Source organism: Spirosoma arcticum, from assembly GCF_054779955.1.
Map to the genome: position 1 here is coordinate 352,647 of NZ_BAAGXG010000002.1, position 23,744 is coordinate 376,390.

A 23,744-nucleotide genomic window follows, 5' to 3' on the forward strand; every position below is an offset into this window, starting at 1 on the left:
TATTCAGTAAAATCAGGTTAACGAAGGATGTAAAAATAACGAATTGCAGCACACAGACCACCTATAAGACGAATCGAGCGGATAAAAACGGATAACCTATCCATTTTTATCCGCTCGATTTATGCCCTACTGATACTATTCTGACTGTTTACTTTCCTGCCGTTAGTGATCCTCGGAACGACTTTTCGTATGTACCAGCTTTATATTGATCAAAGGATTCTTTCTGATGGTAGTTCTGACCGAAATAAGTAATAACCTGATGGAACATACGTGGCTCCAGATAGCCAGGAATGGGCTGAATCAGTTGAAATTTTTCGTCTAAAAAAACCGTCGTGGGGTAGCTCATCTGGTTTTTCATGAGCGCAGCCGCCAATTCATGAACGCCCCGGCTTCCGCCACTAACATATTTGAACGTTTGCTTACCCAGCTTGATGTCGCCGGTTTGCTCAGCATTAAGCTTAACTGCGTAATAATTCTCGTTGACGTAATCGACAATAGCGGGTTTTGAGAAGGTCTCCCGGTCCATAACTTTGCACCAGCCACACCAGTCGGTGTACACATCAACAACAAATTTTTTGGGCGTTTTCTGGGTCAGCACGTAAGCCTCCTGGATGGTTAGCCACTTGATTCGTTTGGGCGCAGGATCTGCCGAACGGAGTAGTTCAATAGGCAAAGTCGTTCGGAAGGCGCCGAACGTGAGCAGCACGAAGGCGGCAAAAAAGAGGAGCAAACGATTCATAGCTTGATGTTTTACTGATGAATAACGCGTTGAAGTGAATAAAATTTGTCTGATCTCGCAATTTGTAACGTCTTACCGGCAGGCCGCTTTACTGTTTTACCGCTCTCAGAATATCGCGTTTGCCATACGGGCCAGGATGTTTTTCAACGATCAGACCGGCGGTCCGCATGTTACGTTGTACGTAGCTCTTCGAACAATAGGTAGTTAGCATACCGCCGGGAATAAGTAATTCGGCTACCTGTCGGAAAATGTCCGCTTCCCAAAGGTCAGGCTGAGCTGACGGGGCAAAGGCATCATAATAGATTAGGTGAAAACGGTCTTCCGTTTGTAGTTCCTGCAACATCCCTGCCAATTTCGTCAGCGTAACGTATGATGTAATAGCCACCGGTTGATTCCACGGCGACTCATGCAGAATCGGCAGATACGATGTACCAAGCAGTTCATCAAAATTGAGCTGACGGGTATCAGTCAGCGGTAGCGGGTAGGCGTCGATGGCAACGTAGTGTACCTGACGTTGACGTAGCTCGACCTCGCGGGTGGTCAGCAATGCGTTCAGGCCGGTCCCAAATCCCATCTCAAAAATACGGAGTTCGTCGTCTGGAAATTTGTCGAGCGCAGCCTGCAAACCAATCTCGATGTACACACGCTGAGATTCCTGAATGGAGCCATGAACGGAATGGTAGGGCTTACCCAGGGTCTCGTTCAGCACGGTGTGCGAACCATCGGCAGTCAGCACAACGCGAACAGTTGGGTTCATGGGCTACGGAAATTTAGGCTATTTTTGCGCTTCAAAACACAAGTATCACTAATGATTCAACGCGTTCAAACCATCTTTTTGTTTCTCATCGTCGTCGCCATGGGTGTCGCTTTATCCAACCCGCTTTGGGAGAAATCAGGTGCAGGGTCAATGGAGATGGCATATTTAACGGCTCTTCAATACAGCGAACAACAGGCAATTGCCCAACAGCCCGGCGTTCCTTCCTCAACATCGCCGACCACAACCATCACATCTGTCTGGTATTTAGGATTGTTATTGGCCTTGGTAGCCTTGTCGTCGCTTTACGCCATTTCTCAATACCGCAACCGTCTCACGCAGACCGGCTTGTGCGCGGTTAATGCACTGATGCTAACGGCTATTATGGGTATCGTTCTTTACCGGACGCTCTACGCGGGTAAAGCCTATGGCAACGCTGCCGACCAGGGAGAGTTTCTACCAGGGTTTTATGCTATCATTGCCGCATTGGTGTTCAATGCGTTAGCTAACCGATTTGTCCGACGGGACGAAAAGCTGGTGCGTGGGTCAGATCGGATACGGTAGAAGAATGTAAGTTAGCCAGTCGACCAGTTAATCAGTACTATTTGACTCATCAACTGACTAACTGGCCGACTGGCTGCTTACCCACCGGCGCATGGTTAGGTAAACAAGGACCGACGCAGTCGTACCGATGAGCGAGCCGACATACGCATCCTCCACAAAGTGCTGGAATAAATAGACCCGCGAGTAACCCGTCAGGGCTGCCAGCAACAGCCACAGCCAGCCCCGTCCCCGCCGGTTGTCGATGAACGCCAATAAGCTGAATAAGGCGAAAGCCGAAGTCGTATGGCCCGACGGAAAACTATTGTAGCTGTAAATATTCAGCCCTTCAATAATTCGGTATTGGTACGTAGAATGCTCAAAAAATTTTAACGGCCTTAGCCGTTCGGGAAAGACAACCTGCTTCAAAAACACGGATGTTAACGAGGAGAGGGCAAAACTGGCAAATGCCATCGCGCCAAGCCGCCGGTTGTAGATAAGCAGAATAACGCAACTAATTACGAAAAACGCCCCATCGCCGAAGTAGGTCGTGTAGGTGAAAAAAACGTCGGCGACGGGGCTATTGCGGACATTAACCCACTGCATCAGGTTCTCCTGCGTGTATTGTAGCTGTAGAACGCCTACTGTGAGCAACAGCAACGCATAGGGCAGGAAGAAGACTCGGTTTCTACGAAAGAAAGTAAATAGCATCGGCGAATTAGTTGGCGGGACCGGCCTTCTCGACGGTAATGCCAACGCTCAGAATATTCAGCAATGGGTCCTGCCGCATGTATTGACGAATCTGCATACTATACCGGCCCGGCTTTGGAAAACGGTAGTTGCGCTTCACCAAAAATTTATGATCAAACAGATCGCCCAGACCACTACCGTTAGGTTTGCCGGTTTTGGGGTCCATTAATAGTAATTCGTCGAGCCGGGATTCGAGCTCTTTGCCGCTGGCATCGCGCAGGTAACGGGTTAGGTATAGATTATAGTAGCCGTAGGATAAACTGTTGCGGAGGTTATAGTAGATATTGTACGGCACTGATGCGTCCTGAATGTCGAACGTGAATGAAGGCGCATTTTTAATGTACCATTTACCATCCTCAATGTCGGTGTATTCGCTATATACCGCATTTGTATCGCAGCCGAAGGTCAGCAATGCCACAAACACTGCTACTCCAAACCGTTTCATCCTGTACCTGACCATAGATACAAAGCTACGATGGGACAGTTGGCTTTTCAAATGAGAAAAAACTACACAGATAGTTTGCAAACGAAAGAAATAGTTTTAGGTTTGTTCTATGGAAAAATTGACTGCTAAAGAAGAAGAAGTAATGCAGGTGCTCTGGAAAATGGAGCCAGGTTATGTGAAAGACATGGTGCCGCATTTTACCAACCCGCCCCTGCATTACAACACCGTATCGACCATTGTCCGTAATCTTGAAGAGAAGGGCTACATCGGCCACCGGGCGTATGGCAACACACACGAGTATTACGCCATTGTCAGCAAGGAAGAATACCAGAACCGCTTCGTAATCAAGAAAGTAGTAGGGGAGTATTTTGACAATTCGTACAAGAACTTAGTCAGCTACTTTGCCCAAAACGAGAAGATTTCAGCGGATGAATTGCGGGAAATTTTGGCGATGATCGAACAAAAGAAATAAGGCTATGGAAACGCTGCGTTACGTTGTGCTGGTTAACGGCCTGCTGGCGGTTGTGAGTGCTGCGTTCTATGCGTTGCTCCGGCGGGAAACATTTTTTGAGGCCAACCGACTGGTACTTTGGCTGGGGCTGATGGTTTCACTCGTGCTACCGTTGCTGGAACTCCCCGACTGGCGACCGCAACCCGTACGGGCGGTAATGCAGCGCACAGCGCGGGTAATTGTGCCGAGGGTGTTGCCCTCCCCGCCCGTATCGCAGCCCGATGTAACAATTACGTTTCCCAATGGCCCGACATACCCGGCCTTCCCGCAACAGGTTATTACGTCTGATTGGTCGTGGCAACAGGGACTACTTGGTTTGTATGTGGCTGTGGTCATTATGTTATTGATTCGATTTGGGGTTCGGCTCCTGTCACTTATGCGGTTGATTTGGCAGTCGGTGCATGAGCCGTACGATGACTTTACGCTGTTGAGGAATGATGCGGTGACCTCGCCGTTTTCGTTTTTCGGCTGGGTTGTACTGAATCCCGACCACCATGAGCCGGACGAACTGGAACAGATTCTGCGGCATGAGCGCGTTCACGTTCGGGCGTGGCACAGCGTCGACATGATTGGGGCTGAGTTAGTAAGCATCATTTTCTGGTTCAACCCGGCGGCTTACCTGTTCCGTCAGATGGTGCATCAGACTGTCGAATTCAGCGCTGACCGGGCAGTTTTAGCCGAAGGCATCGACCCGAAAGCGTATCAGTACAACTTAGTGAAAGTCAGTTTGTCGGCTGGTTGGTCGACTATCAATAACCATTTTAGCTACTTCTCGCTACGTCACCGCGTTGGCATGATGAACCGCCAACGATCCAGCTATCGAGCTTGGGGACGGTACGCAATGTTGGGGGCACTGTTAATAGGCGTTGGAATGCTGGCTTGCCGTCATAAAAGAGAAGATGACCAGTTCGTAATGAAACGGATAAACTCCAATGCTCCCCTAACGAATTCGACCCGACGGTTAGCCGCTGAACTGGATGCGCCAGGTATGCCCTGGATTCGGCAGTCTGCATTGTTTGGTAAAGTGCAGAATGAGGAACGAACCGAAATTATTAACGGACGGCGGGTAGTCATCATTCCATTTACCCATTATCCCAGTATCCTCTGTTTACGAAACGACCGACTGGCACTGAAGCTACCGGATGGGGAGCGCGCGAAGGTGTTTATCAACGGCCAACAATCGGAATCGCCCGAAAAAGCTTTATCAGCGCTGCGATTTGAGGAGGTTGCTGATTTATTTGTCTATCAAAAATGGGACGATGCCGCCGGTGCTGAGAAGTACCCCGAATCGTACCGAATCTTTATCAGCACCACGCACAAAACGCCGGTTACCAGCCCACGTCGCTCCCAATGGGCAAAATACCTGAAAGCCGCAGCGGTTTCCGACTACCCACTTGGCAAAGCGAGTACATTTTCAATGAACAAGCTGCTGGAAGCCACTTTTTTTAGCAACAAACTCACATTCGTTAAGCGTACGAAAGACGATCACTTGACGCTCTACGATGACTATAAAACCGATGTTGATTTGTACATCAACGGTTTGCCCGTAAAACCAAAAGATATTGAGAGCGTACACGTTCGGGAGGTAGACCGGTTATACGCTAATGAGCGGTCGTTTGAGGAGTGGGTCGACGGTACTGACCGCAAGCGCCGGTTCGTACTTTACATTCAAACAACTCCCAAGCGGGCGAAACGCGATAGTACCTATTACGTGTTTAGCCCGTTTTATTCGGGCGATTTTTAGGGTCTACTTCTGGACTAAACGTCACGGTGCGTTTCCCATCCAACAGTCGTTTTGCATCAAGCAGTACGTACACGACTATGAAATCATTTCTCTCGCTTTGGCTCGTTCTAATGGCAGGATCAGCCGCGTTGTCAGGCATCACACCCGATACGCTCCCTTGTAGAGCGACCCAACAGCCCAAAACTATATCTCGTCAAGCTCCCGCACCGATTATTATGCCTGGCACCCGGCTCGACAAGCGTTTCAACGAGTTGCCTGCACAAAGTCCGGCCGTTGGCAAAGCCGCTCCGGCCTGGTTACGAGCTAAATTCCGTGGATCGCCGATGTATGTTGTAAATGGGAAGGGTGCCACTGCTGGTCAACTAAGGGCATTGAGCCAACAGAATGTAGCGTCGGTGAGCGTACTGGAGGGCAGTCGGGCTGTTGCGCTCTACGGAAAAAACGTCCGAAACGGTATGGTGCTTATTACGACGAAGATAGGGTTGAGGCCGTAGCTTTTTATCCGAAGAATATATACCCACAAAGCAAACAGTCCCAACCAATTTGATATTGGTTGGGACTGTTTGTGTTTAAGCAGTTCCGGTCGGGGTTGGTTTCGGCACGTTGCCGTTAGCGTTTCCCCCGCCCCTGGGCTTTTTTTTCTTCTTTTTGTTGCCGCTACTCCGTGTCGCATACTTCGCATCTAACTTTTGCAGATCGCTGTTCAGAGCTGCCAGCACAATAGGTTCCTTCTCGCCAATGGGTGTCAGCACGTCAAACGACTCAGGGATTATGCCCAGCTTGTTCAGCTCCAGAATTTCGGTCACTCGTGCAATGGGGAGCGGGTGCCAGGTGCTTTCCGAACTGTAGCCGAACCACATCAACTTACGGAAGATGTCGGTCTTCTGCAGCCAAGCGCGGCCCTTCTGGGTCTCAAGTGGCTTTTCAATGGCCGGAATGTCGCGCAGAGCGTCCATGTACGTGTCCAGTTCATAATTCAGGCAGCACTTGAGCCGCCCGCACTGACCAGACAATTTCGCTGGGTTGAGCGACAGGTTTTGATATCGGGCCGCTGAGGTCGCAATGTTCTTGAAGTCGGTGAGCCAGGTGGAGCAGCAGAGTTCGCGCCCGCAGGAGCCAATACCACCAAGCCGCCCCGCTTCCTGACGCAGACTAATTTGCCGCATTTCGATCCGGGCTTTGAATTCACCCGCCAGCATCTTAATCAGTTCTCGAAAATCAACCCGCTCCTCAGACGAGTAATAGAATGTTGCCTTCGTGTTATCCGACTGAAATTCTACGTCGGACAGTTTCATATTCAGCTTCAGTTCGCGGACGATTTCGCGGGAGCGATACAGCGCGGGCAGATCACGTAGAACGGCCTGTTCGTGCCGGTCAAGGTCCTTTTGCGTAGCAACGCGGTGAATCACTTTCGTGTCGTCGTTGATTTTGACGGCTCGCTTTTTCACTTGTAGCCGCACCAGTTCACCCTGCATCGACACGGCCCCAAGGTGAAATCCCGACTGCATTTCGACCACTACGTAGTCGCCCGTCGTCAGGTCGAGCTGATGGACGTTGCGGTAATATTCCTTCCGCCCACCTTTAAATTTCACTTCAACAACATCATATCCTTTTCCTGGCATTGCAATGTCACTCAGCCAGTCAAACGAATTCAATTTATTACAGCCTCCGGTGCTGCACCCCCCACTCGAACACCCCGCCACGGCAACAACTGGCGTAGAGCCGTCGGCCGCAGTGGACGCTGTGCGTTGGGTTCCACACCCACCGGTTGCACAGGATTTACATGACATAGTTTATATGTTTATGGTCAGTGGTTTGTAATTCGTAGCTGGCTGACGCATCGGCGGAATGGCACGATTGCTTTACGTTAGCCAACTAAGAACCACAAACTACTAACTCTGAATCAGTCAGCGTACCGGATCAAGTCAAGTCCAATGTCTTTCCGGTACTGTTTTCCATCAAACTGCACCGTTCGGGCCGCTTCCTGCGATTTGCGAACGGCGTTTTCGAGCGAGTTCGCCTGAGCCGTCAGGGCCAGCACCCGCCCCCCGTTGGTCAATATATGACCGTTTTGGGCCATCGTTCCGGCATGGAACGCCATTATATCATCCAAGCGCCCCAGATCCGAGATGATATGACCTTTCTCATATGCGTTGGGGTACCCACCCGCCACCACTACTGTTGTTACGGCGGTTTGGGGCGACACCTGCATGGTAATACTGCTTAACTTTCCCGAAACCGTGGCCACCATCAACTCGGCAAAATCATTCTGAATTCGGGGCAGCACGACCTCTGTTTCGGGGTCGCCCATTCTGACATTATATTCAATAACGAACGGTTCCCCGTTTACCTTCATCAATCCAATAAAAATAAATCCCTGATAAAAGATGTTTTCCTGCTGCAAACCGGCCAACGTGGGTTTAACAACTTTTTCCTCAACCTTACGCAGGAATGTTTCACTGGCGAACACCACTGGCGAAACAGCCCCCATGCCGCCCGTGTTTAATCCTGTATCACCTTCACCAATACGTTTATAATCTTTGGCTTCGGGCAGAATTTTGTAGTGTTCGCCATCGGTCAGTACAAATACCGACAACTCGATACCGCGCAAAAACTGCTCCACAACAACCTTACTGCCCGCTTCGCCAAATTTCTGTCCGTCGAGTATGTCGCGAAGGGCGGCTTGAGCGTCGGCCAGTGTCTCGGCAATGATGACCCCTTTGCCTGCTGCCAGACCATCAGCTTTAAGTACGATTGGCAACGGGTGAGTCTCGAGATAAGTCAGGCCGTCGGTCAGCGTGGCAGCCGTAAAGGTTTGCGAGGAGGCTGTTGGAATGCCATAGCGCTGCATGAATTGCTTCGAGTAATCCTTGCTACCCTCCAACTGTGCTCCTCTCGCATCAGGTCCTACCATCCATAGATTAGCCAGATCAGGTTGCTGACGCATGAAATCGACAATCCCTTTCACTAATGGCTCCTCTGGCCCAATGATGAGCAGATCAACGCTGTGCGCCCGGACGGCGTCAGCAACGGCCGGAAAATCGGAAAAATTGATTGGCAGGTTAGTTGCAATTTGGGCCGTACCAGCATTACCCGGAGCCACGTAGAGCATATCACACAACGGGCTTTGCGCTAATTTCCACGCAAACGCGTGCTCACGCCCACCCAAACCCAGTATTAGTATGTTCATAAACAGTCAGTGAGTCGGGCAGTTGGTGAGTTAGTCAGTTAACGAATTAGCCAGTTACTAACCGACTGTCTCGCCAACTGACTGACTTGCCAACTGATCAACTTAGTTCGCTACTTCCGAGAGGAACTTGATACGCATCAGGCGCAAATCCTGCTCGGTGAAATCATCGCCCCCAAATTCGCGGAGGGCAACGGCAATATTGTCGGATTCGGCCCGCATGAAATAAGCAAATATCTCGTCCTGCCGGTCTTCGTCCATCACCTGATTAATGTAATAATCGAGATTGAGACGGGTTCCGGAGTAACAGATGTGCTCGATTTCTTCCATCAGGTCTTCCATCGACAGCGCTTTCGACTCCGCGATCTCGTCTAAGTCAACTTTGCGGTCGATTTGCTGAATGATGTAAATTTTGACTTTTGATTTGTTGACGGTAGACTTAACAACAACGTCTTTGTCGGTCTCGATCTCGTTTTCTTCGACGTACTTAGTAATCAAATCAATGAACTGCCGACCAAACTTTTGCACCTTCCCCATGCCGACGCCATTAATCTGCGCCATCTCTTCGCGGGTGGTGGGGTACGTGGTCGCCATTTCTTCCATCGACGGATCCTGGAAGATGACGTAGGGCGGCAGGTTTTTCTCTTTAGCCACCTTCTTGCGGAGTGCTTTCAACAAGCCCAGCAACTCTTCGTCGTAGGCCACTCCACCCGACGCCGAATCCGAATCCCGGTCGTCATCGTCTTTAGAATCGGTTGTTACTTGGGCGTAGTCATGATCCTTAGCCAGCGTAACGGGGTAGGGATCCTCAATGTAATTCATCCCCCGCTGCGTCAACTTCAGAATACCATAGTTATCGACATCTTTTTCGAGGTACCCGTAAATGGTGATCTGTTTGATGAGGGAACACCAGAACTCCGCCGTTTCGTTGAATTCCCGCCCCTTGCCATACACATCGAGCCGGTTGTGCTCGTAGCTCGTCACATATTGATTATTGGTAGCCGTCAGTACATCACTCAGGTGGGCTGCATCGAAACGCTGATCGGTTTGCAGCACCGTTTGCAAAGCCAGAACCACCTCGTGCTGGACTTTGAACTTCTCAGTCGGTTTCACGCAATTGTCGCAGAAACCGCAGTCTTTATCCATAAACTCGCCGAAGTACCCCAGCAGTTGCCGACGGCGGCACACGCCGAGATTTGAGTACGACACCATCTCGGTCAGCAAATGCCGGGCATTGTCGCGTTCGGTGACGGGTTTGTCTTTATTGAATTTTTCGAGCTTAACAATGTCGTCGTAACTATAAAACATGATACAGTTACCCTCCAGCCCATCGCGCCCCGACCGACCGGTTTCCTGATAATATCCTTCAAGTGACTTTGGGGCATCGTAGTGAATCACAAACCGTACGTCTGGTTTGTCGATTCCCATGCCGAAGGCAATCGTTGCGCAGACTACATCAACATCTTCGTTCAAAAAAGCGTCCTGATTGTGTACCCTTGTCTGCGGGTCCAAACCAGCGTGGTAGGGCAGGGCTTTCACGTCATTAACGTTAAGCAGTTCAGCAATCTCCTCGACGGTTTTCCGACTCAGGCAATAGATAATTCCTGACTTACCTTTATTCTGCTTAACAAATTTTATGAGTTGTTTTTTTGCCTCAACTTTCGGCTTAATCTCGTAATATAAATTCTTACGGTTGAAGGACGTTTTATAAAGATCAGCTTCTTCCATTTGCAGGTTCTTCTGGATATCCTGCTGCACTTTGGGCGTGGCAGTGGCGGTCAGCGCAATCACCGGCAGGTTACCGATGTCATCCACAATGCCACGAATCTTGCGGTACTCCGGTCGGAAGTCGTGTCCCCATTCAGATATACAATGCGCTTCGTCAATTGCCACAAATGAAATTTGGGCTTTCTTCAAAAAATCCAAATTCTCCTCTTTGGTCAGTGACTCCGGCGCAATGTATAGAAGTTTGAGTGTACCGTTCAACGTGTCCTTTTTAACCTTATTCATTTCGGCTTTCGACAGCGTCGAATTCAGAAACTGTGCATTGACACCGAAGGCATTTAATTGGTCGACCTGATTCTTCATCAGCGCAATCAGGGGCGAAATAACGATAGCAGTTCCATCACTGATGATGGCTGGCAGTTGATAGCATAGTGACTTGCCCGCACCAGTCGGCATAATAACGAACGTATTACGACCCGCCAGGATGCTGTGAATAATCGCTTCCTGATCGCCCCGGAACTGACTGTAGCCAAAAATTTCTTTTAAACGCTCTTTGATAGTCACGTGGACTGTCTGATCAACCTGCATCATTTCTACAAATCGTACAAAAGTTACTTTACTCTATGCGCTTGCCGTATCTTTGCTTTATAAAGTTAGCGAATATACGTTGCAATCTATTCTTCACCGCGAAACTGACGTTGAAACTACTAAAAAATCATCAAAGCACTGCCCGTTCTGTGCTCCTGAACGAAGCTGAAGCCATTCGACGGGCCGTTGACCTGCTCGATGAACAATATGACGCGGCTGTTGAAACGGTGTTGAACGCCACGGGTCGCGTAGTGGTAACGGGGGTGGGCAAAAGTGCGCTTATCGGCCAGAAAATCGTGGGAACACTGAACTCCACAGGCACCCCGGCTTTGTTCATGCACGCTGCCGACGCCATTCATGGTGACCTGGGTATGATCCGTAGTGACGATGTGGCAATGGTCATTTCCAAGAGCGGTAGTACGGCTGAGATTAAGGTACTCGTTCCCCTGCTGAAGCGCACGGGCGTTCCGTTAATTGCCTTGGTCTGCGACCGGCATTCGTATTTGGCTCATCACGCTGACCACGTTTTGCACGCCTATACCGAACGCGAAGCCGACCCGATGAACCTTGTACCTACTACCAGCACAACCGTTGCGTTGGCACTCGGCGATGCATTGGCTGTGAGTTTGCTCGAAGCGCGGGGATTTACGCGGAACGACTTCGCCCGCTACCATCCCGGTGGTTCACTCGGCAAAAAATTATACCTGCGGGTTGCGGATATATTTCCCCATAACCCTTGCCCGCAAGTGTCACTCGATATGAAGGTGCGTGACGTTATTTTTGAGATTTCGGCTAACCGGCTCGGGGCCACAGCAGTGGTAGATGCGGATGGATTTTTAGTCGGCATTATAACAGATGGTGATATTCGACGTATGGCTTACGTGCATGACTCATTCCTGCAACTTCACGCCCATGATGTCATGACCCCTTCGCCAATCTGCGTATCACCCGATGAATATGCCGTTTCTGCTTTGCAAACTATGCAGGAGCGCAGTATTACTCAACTTGTAGTAGCTGACAGTAGGCGAGTGAAAGGATTTATCCACTTGCACGATCTATTAAGAGAGGGACTGGTATAGAGCCAAATGTCGACAAAGCGATTTTTTGTTAACCCTCTTCAATACTCTTGGTGAAGTAAGCGAAAGGTCATTTCTGCTTGCCCTATTACCTTCAACACGACCACCGTGATAGATTTGTTTAAGCATATCAGGCTGAGGTTAAACAAATTCCACACCCCGTTTTCCACATAATGGGGGAAATATTCCACACTCCACATTGGTGGCGCATTTATTAAGGATGCTATTTAGAAAAATTTATTTCCGTCAAATAGCTATCAGACAGCTATTTGCTCATTTTCAACTAGTAGGAATTGGTTATTGATGAAGGCTGGTTAAATATTTGTCTGTTGGTTCTGTAAAATTGGTTCAACAGAGAAAACTTAAACAGCCATGACCGCGATCGAATTTACCAATCACATCGGCAAAGTATCCAAATCGTTGCGTCCATTTGCCCTTCGGCTTACCAAGGATGTCGAAGATGCCAACGACTTGTTACAAGATACGTTGCTGAAGGCGTTCACTAACCGCGATAAATATACGGATGGCACTAACTTGAAAGCTTGGTTGTATACAATCATGAAAAACACGTTTATCACTAACTATCAGCGGATGGTTCGTAAAAATACCTTCATAGATACAACGGACAACCTTCATTATATCAACTCAATAGAGAGCAGCACGGATAATATGGCTTATTCGTCGTTCGCACAAAACGACATTAATCGGGCCGTTAATGGCTTGGATGACACCTACCGGACGCCCTTTATGATGCACTTCCGGGGCTTCAAATACCACGAAATTGCTGCAAAACTTGACATCCCCATTGGCACCGTGAAGAACAGAATTCACATTGCTCGAAAAGAATTGAAGGATCAGTTGAAAGTTTATGCGCATTATAATGCGTAATTGTGAGACTTTTTAGGCGGTTGTACGTCACAACCGCAGATTGAGTAGTTTTTGGTTAAAAAAGAGGAAGGTTCGAAAAGTTGGATGAGATTTCATCCAACTTTTTTTTGTTACAGGTAGTTAGATGAACGGTTTGTAGTTTGCTGTTTATAGTTAACTGACGCTGGAAAACTACGAACAACAAACGACAAACTGTTGACTATGCCCCAACGAGTTCTTGTGATTGGTGCCGGGTTCGCCGGGCTCGCTGCTGCTACCAGCCTGGCCGACAAAGGCTATAACGTTACAATCCTTGAGAAAAACACCTTGCCGGGTGGCCGGGCGCGGGTTTTCCAAGCTGAGGGTTTCACGTTCGACATGGGTCCAAGCTGGTATTGGATGCCCGACGTGTTCGAGACTTATTTCGCCCGATTCGGGAGAAAGCCGTCCGACTATTACAATTTGATCCGTCTCGATCCGTCCTATACGGTCGTGTTTGGTCCTGACGAAGCCATCGACTTGCCCGCTGGTCTGGAAAACCTGGAATCCCTTTTTGAGTCGATTGAACCTGGCAGCGGTCCCCGACTGCGGGAGTTTCTCAAACAGGCATCCTACAAGTATGATGTTGGTATTAACAAATTTGTGTGGAAGCCAAGCCGATCCGTCACCGAATTTCTGAGTTTGAAGTTGTTGTATGACGTCACCCGGCTGGATGTTTTTCAATCATTCGCTTCGCACGCCCGCAAGTTTTTCAAGCACCCCCGCTTGCTCGAAATCGTAGAGTTTCCCGTCCTTTTCCTGGGGGCGACCCCTGAGAATACCCCCGCCATGTATAGTCTAATGAACTACGCCGAGATGGCAATGGGAACGTGGTATCCAATGGGCGGCATGCACGAAATAGTTCGGGCGATGGTCAGTTTGGCGGAGGAGAAGGGAGTTAAAATCCTGCTCAACCAGACAGTGCAGAAGATTGACGTGTTGAATGGCAAAGCAACGCAGGTCGTTACGGACCAGGGAATTTTTGAAACGGACGTTGTCGTGGCTGGAGCTGATTACAACCACGTAGAAACTAAGCTGGTAACGTCGGAAAACCGAAATTACGACGATCACTATTGGAGCAAGCGTGTGATGGCTCCATCATCATTATTATTTTATTTAGGCATTGGTAAACGCATCCCCCGCCTGCAGCATCATAATCTGTTTTTCGACGAAGACTTCAAACGTCACGCGCAGGAGATCTACGAAACACCTCAGTGGCCTACAAAACCTCTTTTCTACGCGTCGGCCCCGTCCAAGACCGATCCAAGTGTGGCACCCGAAGGTTGTGAAAATCTATTTCTGCTGATTCCCGTTGCCCCCGACTTAACCGATGACGACGCTACCCGTGAGCGCTACTTCGACATGATTATGAACCGGCTCGAAGCGTACGTCGGCGAAAACGTCCGGGATCATATCCTATTCAAGCGCAGTTACGCGCATAGCGACTTCAAAAGTGATTATAACGCCTTTCGGGGAAATGCATATGGCCTGGCTAACACGCTGATGCAGACCGCTATCTTAAAACCGTCGTTGAAGAACAAACGGGTGAACAATCTGTTCTACACGGGTCAACTGACCGTTCCGGGACCAGGTGTACCGCCGTCGCTCATATCGGGTTTGGTCGTTGCCGATGAAGTTGCTAAAGAATTCGTATAACTTACAAACCCAACCCGTTCGCCAGTAGACACCGTCTACCGATTTATCTCCTTTTCTCTTATGATGGCGTTGTTCAACAAAACCGCACTGGAATGCAGTAAGCTAATCACGGAGCAGTACAGTACGTCGTTTACATTAGGCATCAAGACCCTCGACCGTAAGTTTCACCTCCCTATCTACGCTATCTACGGATTTGTGCGCTATGCGGACGAGATTGTGGACACGTTTCATGAGTTTGACAAAAAAACACTCTTGGCCCGGTTTAGCCACGATACCTATCAGGCCATTGAGGAAGGTATCAGCCTGAACCCGGTGTTGCAGTCGTTTCAGTTGGTTGTCCGGCAGTATAACATTGAACACGCGCTGATCGAGGCTTTTCTGAAAAGCATGGAGATGGACCTGTACAACCAGGATTACGACGCCGATGGCTACAATGAATATATTTATGGCTCCGCCGAAGTAGTTGGTCTTATGTGCTTGCGGGTATTTTGCGAGGGCGACTGCGTTGATTTCGACCGGTTGCGCGAACCCGCCCGTAAGCTCGGCTCGGCTTTCCAAAAGGTGAACTTCCTGCGCGACCTGAAGAGCGATTTCGTAGACCGTGGCCGGACGTATTTTCCCGGTGTGAATTTCAACGATTTTGGACGCGATGCCAAGCAACTCATTGAAACTGACATTCAACGCGATTTCGACGAGGCTTACATTGGCATCATGAATCTGCCCAAAGGTGCCCGGATGGGCGTTTATCTGGCTTATTCGTATTACCAGACGTTGTTCAATAAGATTAAACAGCTCTCCGCGTCCCGAATCCAAAACGAGCGCATTCGGGTCCCCAACCCGCAAAAATTTGCGCTGCTGGCTCAAACCTACCTCAAGTATCGACTTAATGTTATTTAGCGCGACCGGATACTACGCATATGCTGTTTAGGGTCTGCTACGAGTGGTAGCCTCCTCCCGTTTTCTTACCTTTGTGGAGAACAAATTTGTTTTCTAACAATGACTGCTGAGTTTATTTCTCTACTGGATGCACCGGCCGAGCACGGCCCGGTTCACTATGAAGCCGTTATTGGACTGGAAGTTCACTGCCAATTATTAACGGATAGTAAAATCTTCGCGGCTGATACAAATGCATTTGGGGCTGAGCCAAATACGAATATCAGCGTCATTACGCTGGGGCATCCCGGCACCTTGCCCAAACTGAACCGCAAAGCTATTGAGTACGCCGTGCTTATGGGACTAGCATGTAATAGTGAGATCACGCGCCATAATGTGTTTGCCCGAAAGAATTATTTTTACCCTGATCTGCCCAAAGGATACCAACTTTCACAGGATAAAGGGCCAATCTGTGCAGGCGGAGGCATTCCCGTTACGTTGAAAGACCAGGAAACGGGACTGGCTCATCAGACGACCATTCAAATTCATCACATTCATTTAGAAGAAGATGCCGGTAAGTCGATTCATGGCATCGGTAGTAAGACGACCCGACTGGACTACAACCGCGCTGGAACACCCCTGATTGAACTGGTGACCGAGCCTTGCTTACACACCGCTGAAGAGGCCGGACAGTTTCTGACCGAAGTACGGCGGCTGGTACGTTATTTGGGCATCTGTGATGGGAACATGGAAGAAGGCTCATTGCGTTGCGACGTTAACGTGTCGATCCGGCCCAAAGGCGCGACGCATCTCGGCACGAAGGTTGAAGTAAAAAACTTGAACTCGATTCGGAACGTGATGCGGGCGGTGGACAGCGAATTTCAGCGGCAGGTTGAACTGACCGAATCCGGCAGACGTATTGTGCAGGAAACGCGTACGTTCGATGCCCAAACCGGCCGAAGTCAGGCCATGCGTGAGAAGGAAACGATGAACGATTACCGGTACTTTCCTGACCCCGACTTGACTCCGGTTGTGATTTCAGATGCCTGGCTGGCCGATATTCAGGCGCAAATGCCCGCGTTGCCGGCCGAGCGGTATCGAAATCTCGTAACTTTTTACGGGTTGTCTGACTACGACGCTACTTTGCTGACCGACGCCAAAGAATTAGTAGACTATTACGAAGCCGTATGCGTTCATACGACAAATTATAAAGCGGTCTCGAACTGGATTATCGGACCGGTGAAGGGACAGCTTAACGAACGAACTCTGCAAGAGCGGCAATTTCCGGTATCGGTGGAGCAATTAGCCGCTTTGATTATCCTAGTTGACGACGGTACGATTAGCCAAACGGCTGCTCAACAGGTGTTTTCGTTATTGGTTGGTAAACCCGACGCGTCGCCCATAGATCTGGCAACGGCGCACGGTCTGATTCAAAACCGCAATACCGACGCGCTGCAAACGTTGGTAAAAGACGTGCTGACAGCTTGGCCGGACAAGGTTGAACAGTATCGCAGGGGTAAGAAAAACCTGCTGGGTATGTTCGTAGGTGAGGTAATGAAGAAATCGAAGGGATCGGCTGACCCGAAATTAGTTAATCAGTTAGTAACGAAGCAATTACAAGCAACATGATACGAAACCTGTTTTTTTGCATAGCCAGCCTTTTAAGCGTCGGTCTCGTTGCCGAAGCGCAGACGACCAAACCTTTCACGGTAACGGGCAAGATTGAAAAGGCTACCCCGGGTAGCTTCGTCTACTTAGAAAATAATGCCCCTCCGTTTCGCAAACTTGACTCAGCCAAGGTCGAAACGGGCAGTGTATTCACGCTCAAACGGGACGTAGCCGATGGAGGAGAAGTGTTCATACTGAACGTAGGTGGTGGCCAGAAACTGGCACTGCTTGTTGAAGGGGGTGAAACGCTGAACGTCGTAGCTGACGGCTACAAGATGGACGCTAAAACCGGTCAGGTAGGGAAAGCAAGCGTTACCGGCTCTAAAAATATGGAGTATTATGGCAAGCTGATGGCATTGCGCACTGATATGGAAGCTCGTGTTGCTAACTGGAACAAACAAGTTGCCGCAGCCACCGAGAAAAAAGACAACAAACGCGTCGCTCAAATCGAGCAGGAGTACACAGCCGCTGAACGGGAAGTAGTCGACAAAGTGAAAGCAATGTTACCCGAAATGGGTACGTCGCTGGCGTCGCTGTTCGCGCTGAACTTCGTGAATGTCGAGACTGATTTCGAGACGTATGACGCGCTGGCACAACGCTTCGAGAAAGAGAATCCCAACAGCCCACACGCTAAATCGCTGATTGGCCGGGTGGCCCGCATCAAGGGGGTTATGGTTGGCTCGTCGGCTCCTGAGATAACGCTCAGCGACACCACCGGCAACGCCATTGCGCTATCGTCGTTACGCGGTAAATATGTCCTGATCGACTTTTGGGCCTCGTGGTGTGGCCCCTGCCGGGCCGAGAACCCTAATGTTGTCAGAATGTATAACAAGTTCAAAGACAAAGGTTTCACGATCTACAGCGTTTCGTTGGACAAGACAAAGGCGGAGTGGCAACGGGCTATCCGTAACGATAACCTACCCTGGACGCACGTATCAGATCTGAAATTCTGGCAGTCAATCGCAGCGCAACAGTACGGTGTTCAGGCTATTCCGGCCACGTTTCTATTAGACAAGGAAGGTAAAATCATTGCTAAAAATCTTCGTGGAGAAGCGCTGGAGCAGAAACTGGAGGAAGTCCTGAAAGGTGGAGAGTAGGTAAGCCGCCAGTGAGTCAGTAGTTTTGTGGGGTCAGGTTCTGGAGCATCAGCTCGGTCGAACCTGACCCTTTTCGTTGTCCATGCGCTCACTTCATTTACCCGTACATTTTTCACTATTTCACGCCCTGAACAAATGAAAATTGCAATTATTGGCTGTGGCAATATGGGTATGGCGTTCGCCAAATCGTTTGTGCAGTATGATCTGGTTAAGCAGGACGACTTGTTACTCATCGAGAAAAGTGCTGACCGGTCAACAGCGCTCCGCCTGGAGAAAGCGGGTGTCGTCGTTGACACCATCGGCACTCGCGTTGGTGAAGCAGACCTGATTATTTTGTCGGTAAAACCGCAGGACTTTAACAGTGTGCACGAAGCTCTACGGGCGGTTATTCAGCCTGAGCAGGTTGTGCTGTCGATAATGGCGGGGATTCCAATCGCGCAAATCCAAAATAAATTAGGCCACCCGCTTGTGATTCGAGCGATGCCTAACACGCCCGCTATGCTCGGTATGGGAATCACAGGCTTCACAGCCGCTAAGGAAGTGGATGGATCAAGTCTGCGCCGGGTTGAGAACCTGATCAATGCTACGGGCCGGTCACTATTCTTAGAAGACGAGTCCATGCTCGACGCTGTCACGGCCCTCAGTGGCAGTGGACCAGCTTATTTCTATTATGTTGTCAAAGCCATGATCGACGCGGGTAAGCAAATGGGTTTCGACGATGCTGTGTCGGCTTTGCTGGTCAAGCAGACCATGCTTGGTTCGTATCACCTGATCAATACCGCCGATAAATCGCTGGACGAACTCATCAACGCAGTGGCGTCCAAAGGCGGCACCACCGAAGCGGCTCTGCGCGAGTTTGAGAGCGGTGCGCTGTCCGATACGCTGGTGGCGGGAATTAAAGCCGCCCAGGCCCGGTCCACGGAATTGTCGAAGGGATGAATTGTTAATGAAGAATGTAACGTGAATTATGGATGGTTTAAGTTATAAGGCATTGCTGTTCAGTGTGTTGCTGACGCATAGTCTTTCGACGGGCTCAGGATGACTGGCTAACCGCTGTAGATTAGCTGAACAGCTTGAGTAGGCTGTCATCCTGAGCCTGTCGAAGGACTGTGCGTCAGCAATTTTATTCATAACTCACGTTACATTTTTCATTAAACCCCTGTATAACTAAACGGCGTAATCGCCCGCAATTCATCCTTAACGGCGTCTGACACGTTCAACTCGTTAATGAATTGCTGAATGGTTTGCTCCGTAATTTTCTCATTCGTGCGGGTGAGTGCTTTCAAGGCCTCGTACGGCTGCGGGTACCCTTCGCGCCGGAGAATGGTTTGGATACCTTCGGCTACTACGGCCCAGTTATTTTCCAGATCGGCGTGGATGGCGGCTTCGTTTAGTTCGAGTTTAGCTAAACCCTTGAGCAGCGAGGCTAACGCAATGACCGAGTGCGCAAAAGGCACACCGAGACTTCGTAACACGGTTGAATCGGTCAGGTCGCGCTGAAGACGGGAAATGGGCAGCTTACCAGACAGGTGCTCAAACAGGGCGTTGGCGATGCCAAGATTTCCTTCTGAATTCTCAAAATCAATTGGATTCACCTTGTGTGGCATGGCCGACGAGCCAACTTCGCCTTCCTTCAGTTTTTGCTTGAAATAATTCATTGACACGTACGTCCAGATGTCGCGATCAAGGTCAATCAGGATTGTGTTCAGGCGTTTGAAAGCGTCGAGCTTGGCGGCCATCATGTCGTAATGCTCAATCTGGGTCGTAAACTGGCTGCGGATCATTCCTAAACTCGCTACAAATTTATCGCCGAATGATCTCCAGTCTTCGTTGGGATACGCCACAACGTGCGCATTGAAATTACCCGTGGCTCCGCCAAACTTAGCAGCTGTTGGCACTGCATTCAGCAGCAAAAGTTGCTTTTCAAGCCGTTCGACAAACACCGATAGCTCCTTGCCCAAGCGCGTGGGTGACGCTGGTTGGCCATGCGTTCGGGCGAGCATTGGTACGTTGTCCCACTGCCCGGCTAATTGCTGCAATCGCTCAAGCACTTGCCGATAAAGGGGCATGATCTCGGTCGTGATCGCTTCGCTCAGCGACAGTGGAATGGCGGTGTTGTTGATGTCCTGGGACGTCAGGCCGAAATGCACAAACTCCAGAAATGGCTCTACCGGCGATCCCTTCAGCTTCTCTTTTATGAAATATTCAACCGCTTTCACATCATGGTTCGTCGTTTTCTCAATGTCTTTGATCCGTTGCGCATCGGCTTCGGAGAATGTTTCGTATAAAGCTCGTAAGCCCAGAAACTGTCCCGAATCAACGCCTGACAATTGCGGAAGTGGCCACTCACAAAGCGCAATAAAGTACTCAATTTCAATGCGAACGCGGTAACGAATCAACCCGAATTCGGAGAAGTATGGAGCAAGCGAGTCAACCTGCCTCCGATAACGACCGTCGACAGGAGAGATAGCCGTCAGTGTAGATAATGTCATGAGAATGAGGGACAATGTGTAATGTAAAATGGTTAATGTGTAATGGCTTGGTGCAGAGCCATTACACATTAACCATTTTACATTACACATTGTCAAAAAGGATTCAAATATAGACCCAAGCCAATCCAGGACGTTTGCTGGTCCTCGAACTGGCTGTAAGGCCGAAAGCCAGAATATCCTTCCAGTAACAACGTCAGGTTGTTTTGGGTACGGCCTATTTCGAGACCTACCCCCCCGTGAATGCCAGGCCGGAAATCGGTTTGCTGCCAGAATTTAATGTCCACTCCCCCCACCAACCGGGCGGCTCGGTCTGAAGGTTTTTTATAATACGCGCCGAGTTGAGCACTCAGCAATTTACGCTCTTCAGCTTTGCGCAGAACAAACCCAATGCCACCGTACAGCCGCCAGTTCTGCGCCAACCGACTGTAGGTAACATCTAAAAGTTCATAATTCACCGAATTAGGCGTAGGAGCCGTAAGCTTGTTGCGGTAGATGTAATCATCGGCGAGGTGCGACGACAAGTGATAAACCCGAAACCGGTACGTGTTGGCGCCCCGTCGAACGTTATAAATGATGCTGACTTTGTAATCGTTGTTGACAATTTGACGTCGTGCCTTGTTCAGTTTGTCATCGTGGTAAGCCTCAAACTGCGTGAAAGAAGCCAGGTCGAGCACCCATTCCTCCGAACGACCAGGCTCGGTGGTTCGGCGGTAAAACGGCTTGGCGAACCCGAAGGCGAACGGCACAATACTACCCGCATACCGTTTACCCTCGGTCGTGTACATTGGCAACAGGCTACCGTAGGTTTGCGCTTCGAGCGGATCAAGCAGGATCGGGTCAAACAGATGACCTTTGGGTAAAAACTCCCAGCTTGGTCGGCTCGTAGTCGGCTCATTACTACCTGCACTCACGGTCGAAATGGTGTCCGCTCGCTCGGGTCTGACTCGCTTCTCGCGCTTTATCCGCTCCGGTTTGGGAGCTTCGGAAATCGTCCGCACCGGTTCAGGGGCGGGTGTCTCAGGTGCTGCCGTTACCGGCACCGGCGGAGCTGGTTCAACTGCCTTTTCCTGCTTGCGCTTCTCTCTTTTTTCTTTTCGGGTGGGTTCGGCAACAGTGGGAACAGGAGCCGCCGGTTGAGGAGTGGGAGCAGGGGCAGTTGCCGGAACGCTAATGGGTGGTGCAGGACTCGGTTTTCGCGCCGGTGTAACCTGGACAGGCTGCTCACGATTGCCAACTTTTTTCGCCTGTCGCTGTCGTTCTTTCTCGGCTTGCTTTGCCTCGTATTCGCGTTGTTTCTGCGCCCACTCGGCCCGAATCTGGCGTTCGCGCTGCACTTCGCGATCTACTCTGTCTTTCTGCTTTTGTTCGGCGGCTGTTAACGTCCGGACGGCTGGCGCGGTGGGTTTCGGTGGAGTGGCCGGTATTTGCTGGGCCATCGTCGACGTTCCGGCTAAACTAATCAGCATCAGAACAGACAGCAATTTTTTCATAAGGTTTGGAAATGGATCAATCCGACGTAGTTACCAAAGCAGCCCGCCGGATACTGTTTATCGCTTTAAAAGTGCATAATTTTTGTAAAAGTAGGGTATGGTTTCAATGCCTTTATAAAAATTAAAGAGACCGTAACTTTCGTTTGGTGAGTGCAGGGCATCACTGTCTAAACCAAAACCCATGAGAATAGACTTAACGCCCAACTCCTGCTCAAAGAGAGCCACAATAGGAATGCTACCCCCTCCGCGCGTGGGAATGGGTTTCTTGCCCCATGCATCTTCAAATGCTTTGCTGGCTGCTTCAAACTCTACTGAATCCACCGGCGTTACATAGGGTAGGCCGCCGTGATGGGGCGTTACTTTGATGGTCACTCCGGCGGGAGCAATGGATTTGAAATGGTTGGTGAATAACTCCGTGATGGCGTCGGGCGTCTGATTTGGCACCAGTCGCATGCTGATCTTGGCCGACGCTTTTGACGGAAGCACCGTTTTGGCACCCTCGCCCGTGTAGCCGCCCCAGATACCGTTCGCGTCTAACGTTGGTCGGATAGAAGTACGCTCGTTAGTCGAGTAGCCCGTTTCGCCCATTACGTCGGCAATGCCGAGGTCGCGCTTGTACTCATCCAGGTCAAAGGGAGCTTTGGCCAACTCAGTGCGTTCGGCATCGCTCAGGTCGGCCACGTCGTCGTAGAAGCCGGGGATGGTGATGCGCCCATCGGCATCGTGAAGCGACGCAATCATACGGGCCAGCACGTTAATTGGGTTGGCCACGCCCCCGCCATAGACGCCCGAATGCAAATCGCGGTTGGAGCCGGTCACTTCCACTTCCACGTAGGAAAGTCCCCGCAAACCCGTTTCGAGTGAGGGCGTTTCATTGGAAATAATGCTCGTGTCGGAAATGAGAATAACATCGGTACGCAACATGTCGCGGTGTTCGGCCACAAACGTACCGAGATGATCAGACCCCACTTCCTCTTCGCCCTCAATCATCACCTTCACGTTGCAGGGCAGCCCGTCGGTGGCAAGCATGGCTTCGAGCGCCTTAATGTGCATATAGAACTGACCCTTATCGTCGCACGCCCCGCGTGCGTAAATCCGCTCATTGCGAATGGTTGGTTCAAACGGGGGCGATTGCCAAAGCTCGTAGGGATCAGCGGGTTGCACATCATAATGACCATAAACCAAAACCGTCGGGCGGGCGGGGTCTACTAATTTTTCGGCGTACACGATTGGATGGCCGGGCGTTTCATAAATCGCGGCCTTGTCCAACCCGGCGGCTGCCAGTTTATCCCGAACGAACTCAGCCGCCTGTCGAACATCGCCTTTAAATTTAGAATCCGCCGACACCGACGGAATGCGTAGTAAGTCGAGCAGCTCATCGAGAAACCGCTGTTTATTCTGTTCGAGGTACGTAGTCATGGACCGGATAAAAAAGCTTCATTCACCAAAAAATCGCCCCGAAGTTACGCACTTTCGCGCAACGTCGGGGCTTCCAACTTATAA

Annotated in this window: 21 protein-coding genes; 11 read left to right on the forward strand and 10 right to left on the reverse strand. The window is 50.1% G+C overall.

Translation table 11 applies throughout. The features are described from left to right. Positions 1–148: 148 nt before the first annotated feature. On the reverse strand, positions 149–739 hold the full coding sequence (locus tag ACYVHB_RS05890) for a thioredoxin family protein (protein WP_461050517.1): 591 nt from the start codon (positions 737–739) through the stop codon (positions 149–151). A gap of 88 nt (positions 740–827) precedes the next feature. Beyond that, positions 828–1,496 (reverse strand): tRNA (5-methylaminomethyl-2-thiouridine)(34)-methyltransferase MnmC2, encoded by a 669-nt coding sequence (gene mnmC2, locus ACYVHB_RS05895; protein ID WP_461050519.1) that lies wholly within the window; start codon positions 1,494–1,496, stop codon positions 828–830. A 51-nt stretch (positions 1,497–1,547) separates the two neighbouring features. Between mnmC2 and ACYVHB_RS05900 the strand changes: the two genes are divergently transcribed. After that, positions 1,548–2,057, forward strand: coding sequence for a DUF4293 domain-containing protein (locus ACYVHB_RS05900; protein ID WP_461050521.1), 510 nt, complete (start codon positions 1,548–1,550; stop codon positions 2,055–2,057). Between the two features lie 57 nt (positions 2,058–2,114). Here ACYVHB_RS05900 and ACYVHB_RS05905 read toward each other — a convergent pair whose 3' ends face one another. Both ACYVHB_RS05905 and ACYVHB_RS05910 read right to left on the reverse strand, forming a co-directional pair. After that, positions 2,115–2,744 (reverse strand): phosphatase PAP2 family protein, encoded by a 630-nt coding sequence (locus tag ACYVHB_RS05905; RefSeq protein ID WP_461050523.1) that lies wholly within the window; start codon positions 2,742–2,744, stop codon positions 2,115–2,117. 7 nt (positions 2,745–2,751) lie between these two features. After that, entirely contained in the window at positions 2,752–3,228 is a 477-nt protein-coding gene (locus ACYVHB_RS05910) for a gliding motility lipoprotein GldH (protein WP_461050525.1), read from the reverse strand. Positions 3,229–3,337: 109 nt separating this feature from the next. On the opposite strand from ACYVHB_RS05910, the gene ACYVHB_RS05915 reads away from it, so the two are divergent. From ACYVHB_RS05915 to ACYVHB_RS05925, 3 genes are all read left to right on the forward strand, one after another. Continuing rightward, a complete protein-coding gene (locus ACYVHB_RS05915; RefSeq protein WP_461050527.1) occupies positions 3,338–3,700 on the forward strand; it encodes a BlaI/MecI/CopY family transcriptional regulator in 363 nt (120 codons plus the stop codon). A gap of 4 nt (positions 3,701–3,704) precedes the next feature. Continuing rightward, complete coding sequence (locus ACYVHB_RS05920) at positions 3,705–5,483, forward strand: M56 family metallopeptidase (RefSeq protein ID WP_461050529.1); 1,779 nt, start codon at positions 3,705–3,707, stop codon at positions 5,481–5,483. A gap of 77 nt (positions 5,484–5,560) precedes the next feature. Beyond that, positions 5,561–5,977, forward strand: coding sequence for a hypothetical protein (locus tag ACYVHB_RS05925; protein ID WP_461050531.1), 417 nt, complete (start codon positions 5,561–5,563; stop codon positions 5,975–5,977). Positions 5,978–6,052: 75 nt separating this feature from the next. On the opposite strand, the gene ACYVHB_RS05930 is transcribed toward ACYVHB_RS05925, so the two are convergent. The 3 genes from ACYVHB_RS05930 to recQ form a co-directional block, all read right to left on the reverse strand. Beyond that, positions 6,053–7,105, reverse strand: coding sequence for a PSP1 domain-containing protein (locus tag ACYVHB_RS05930; protein ID WP_461051028.1), 1,053 nt, complete (start codon positions 7,103–7,105; stop codon positions 6,053–6,055). A gap of 281 nt (positions 7,106–7,386) precedes the next feature. Next, positions 7,387–8,673, reverse strand: a complete 1,287-nt coding sequence (purD, locus tag ACYVHB_RS05935) for a phosphoribosylamine--glycine ligase (protein WP_461050533.1) — start codon at positions 8,671–8,673, stop codon at positions 7,387–7,389. Between the two features lie 102 nt (positions 8,674–8,775). Continuing rightward, on the reverse strand, positions 8,776–10,986 hold the full coding sequence (gene recQ / locus ACYVHB_RS05940) for a DNA helicase RecQ (protein WP_461050535.1): 2,211 nt from the start codon (positions 10,984–10,986) through the stop codon (positions 8,776–8,778). A gap of 107 nt (positions 10,987–11,093) precedes the next feature. On the opposite strand from recQ, the gene ACYVHB_RS05945 reads away from it, so the two are divergent. The 7 genes from ACYVHB_RS05945 (at position 11,094) to proC (ending at position 19,198) form a co-directional block, all read left to right on the forward strand. Further along, positions 11,094–12,062 (forward strand): KpsF/GutQ family sugar-phosphate isomerase, encoded by a 969-nt coding sequence (locus tag ACYVHB_RS05945; protein WP_461050537.1) that lies wholly within the window; start codon positions 11,094–11,096, stop codon positions 12,060–12,062. Between the two features lie 369 nt (positions 12,063–12,431). Continuing rightward, positions 12,432–12,947 (forward strand): RNA polymerase sigma factor, encoded by a 516-nt coding sequence (locus tag ACYVHB_RS05950; protein ID WP_461050539.1) that lies wholly within the window; start codon positions 12,432–12,434, stop codon positions 12,945–12,947. A gap of 201 nt (positions 12,948–13,148) precedes the next feature. Further along, the gene (locus tag ACYVHB_RS05955; RefSeq protein ID WP_461050540.1) at positions 13,149–14,621 is read left to right on the forward strand and encodes a phytoene desaturase family protein; all 1,473 of its coding nucleotides are present in this window, start codon (positions 13,149–13,151) and stop codon (positions 14,619–14,621) included. Between the two features lie 60 nt (positions 14,622–14,681). Then, positions 14,682–15,518, forward strand: coding sequence for a phytoene/squalene synthase family protein (locus ACYVHB_RS05960; RefSeq protein ID WP_461050542.1), 837 nt, complete (start codon positions 14,682–14,684; stop codon positions 15,516–15,518). Between the two features lie 99 nt (positions 15,519–15,617). After that, positions 15,618–17,123 (forward strand): Asp-tRNA(Asn)/Glu-tRNA(Gln) amidotransferase subunit GatB, encoded by a 1,506-nt coding sequence (gene gatB, locus ACYVHB_RS05965; RefSeq protein WP_461050544.1) that lies wholly within the window; start codon positions 15,618–15,620, stop codon positions 17,121–17,123. Continuing rightward, positions 17,123–18,259: a redoxin domain-containing protein gene (locus ACYVHB_RS05970; protein ID WP_461051030.1), complete on the forward strand. Its 1,137-nt coding sequence runs from the start codon at positions 17,123–17,125 to the stop codon at positions 18,257–18,259. The genes gatB and ACYVHB_RS05970 overlap by 1 nt, the downstream gene beginning before the upstream one ends. Before the next feature lie 135 nt (positions 18,260–18,394). After that, positions 18,395–19,198 (forward strand): pyrroline-5-carboxylate reductase, encoded by an 804-nt coding sequence (proC, locus tag ACYVHB_RS05975; RefSeq protein ID WP_461050545.1) that lies wholly within the window; start codon positions 18,395–18,397, stop codon positions 19,196–19,198. Between the two features lie 212 nt (positions 19,199–19,410). On the opposite strand, the gene purB is transcribed toward proC, so the two are convergent. The 3 genes from purB to ACYVHB_RS05990 all read right to left on the reverse strand — a co-directional run bounded on the left by purB (position 19,411) and on the right by ACYVHB_RS05990 (position 23,660). Next, a complete protein-coding gene (gene purB / locus ACYVHB_RS05980; protein WP_461050547.1) occupies positions 19,411–20,751 on the reverse strand; it encodes an adenylosuccinate lyase in 1,341 nt (446 codons plus the stop codon). A 92-nt stretch (positions 20,752–20,843) separates the two neighbouring features. Beyond that, a complete protein-coding gene (locus tag ACYVHB_RS05985; protein ID WP_461050549.1) occupies positions 20,844–22,241 on the reverse strand; it encodes a DUF1207 domain-containing protein in 1,398 nt (465 codons plus the stop codon). A gap of 57 nt (positions 22,242–22,298) precedes the next feature. Further along, complete coding sequence (locus tag ACYVHB_RS05990; protein WP_461050551.1) at positions 22,299–23,660, reverse strand: dipeptidase; 1,362 nt, start codon at positions 23,658–23,660, stop codon at positions 22,299–22,301. Between the last annotated feature and the right edge of the window lie 84 nt (positions 23,661–23,744).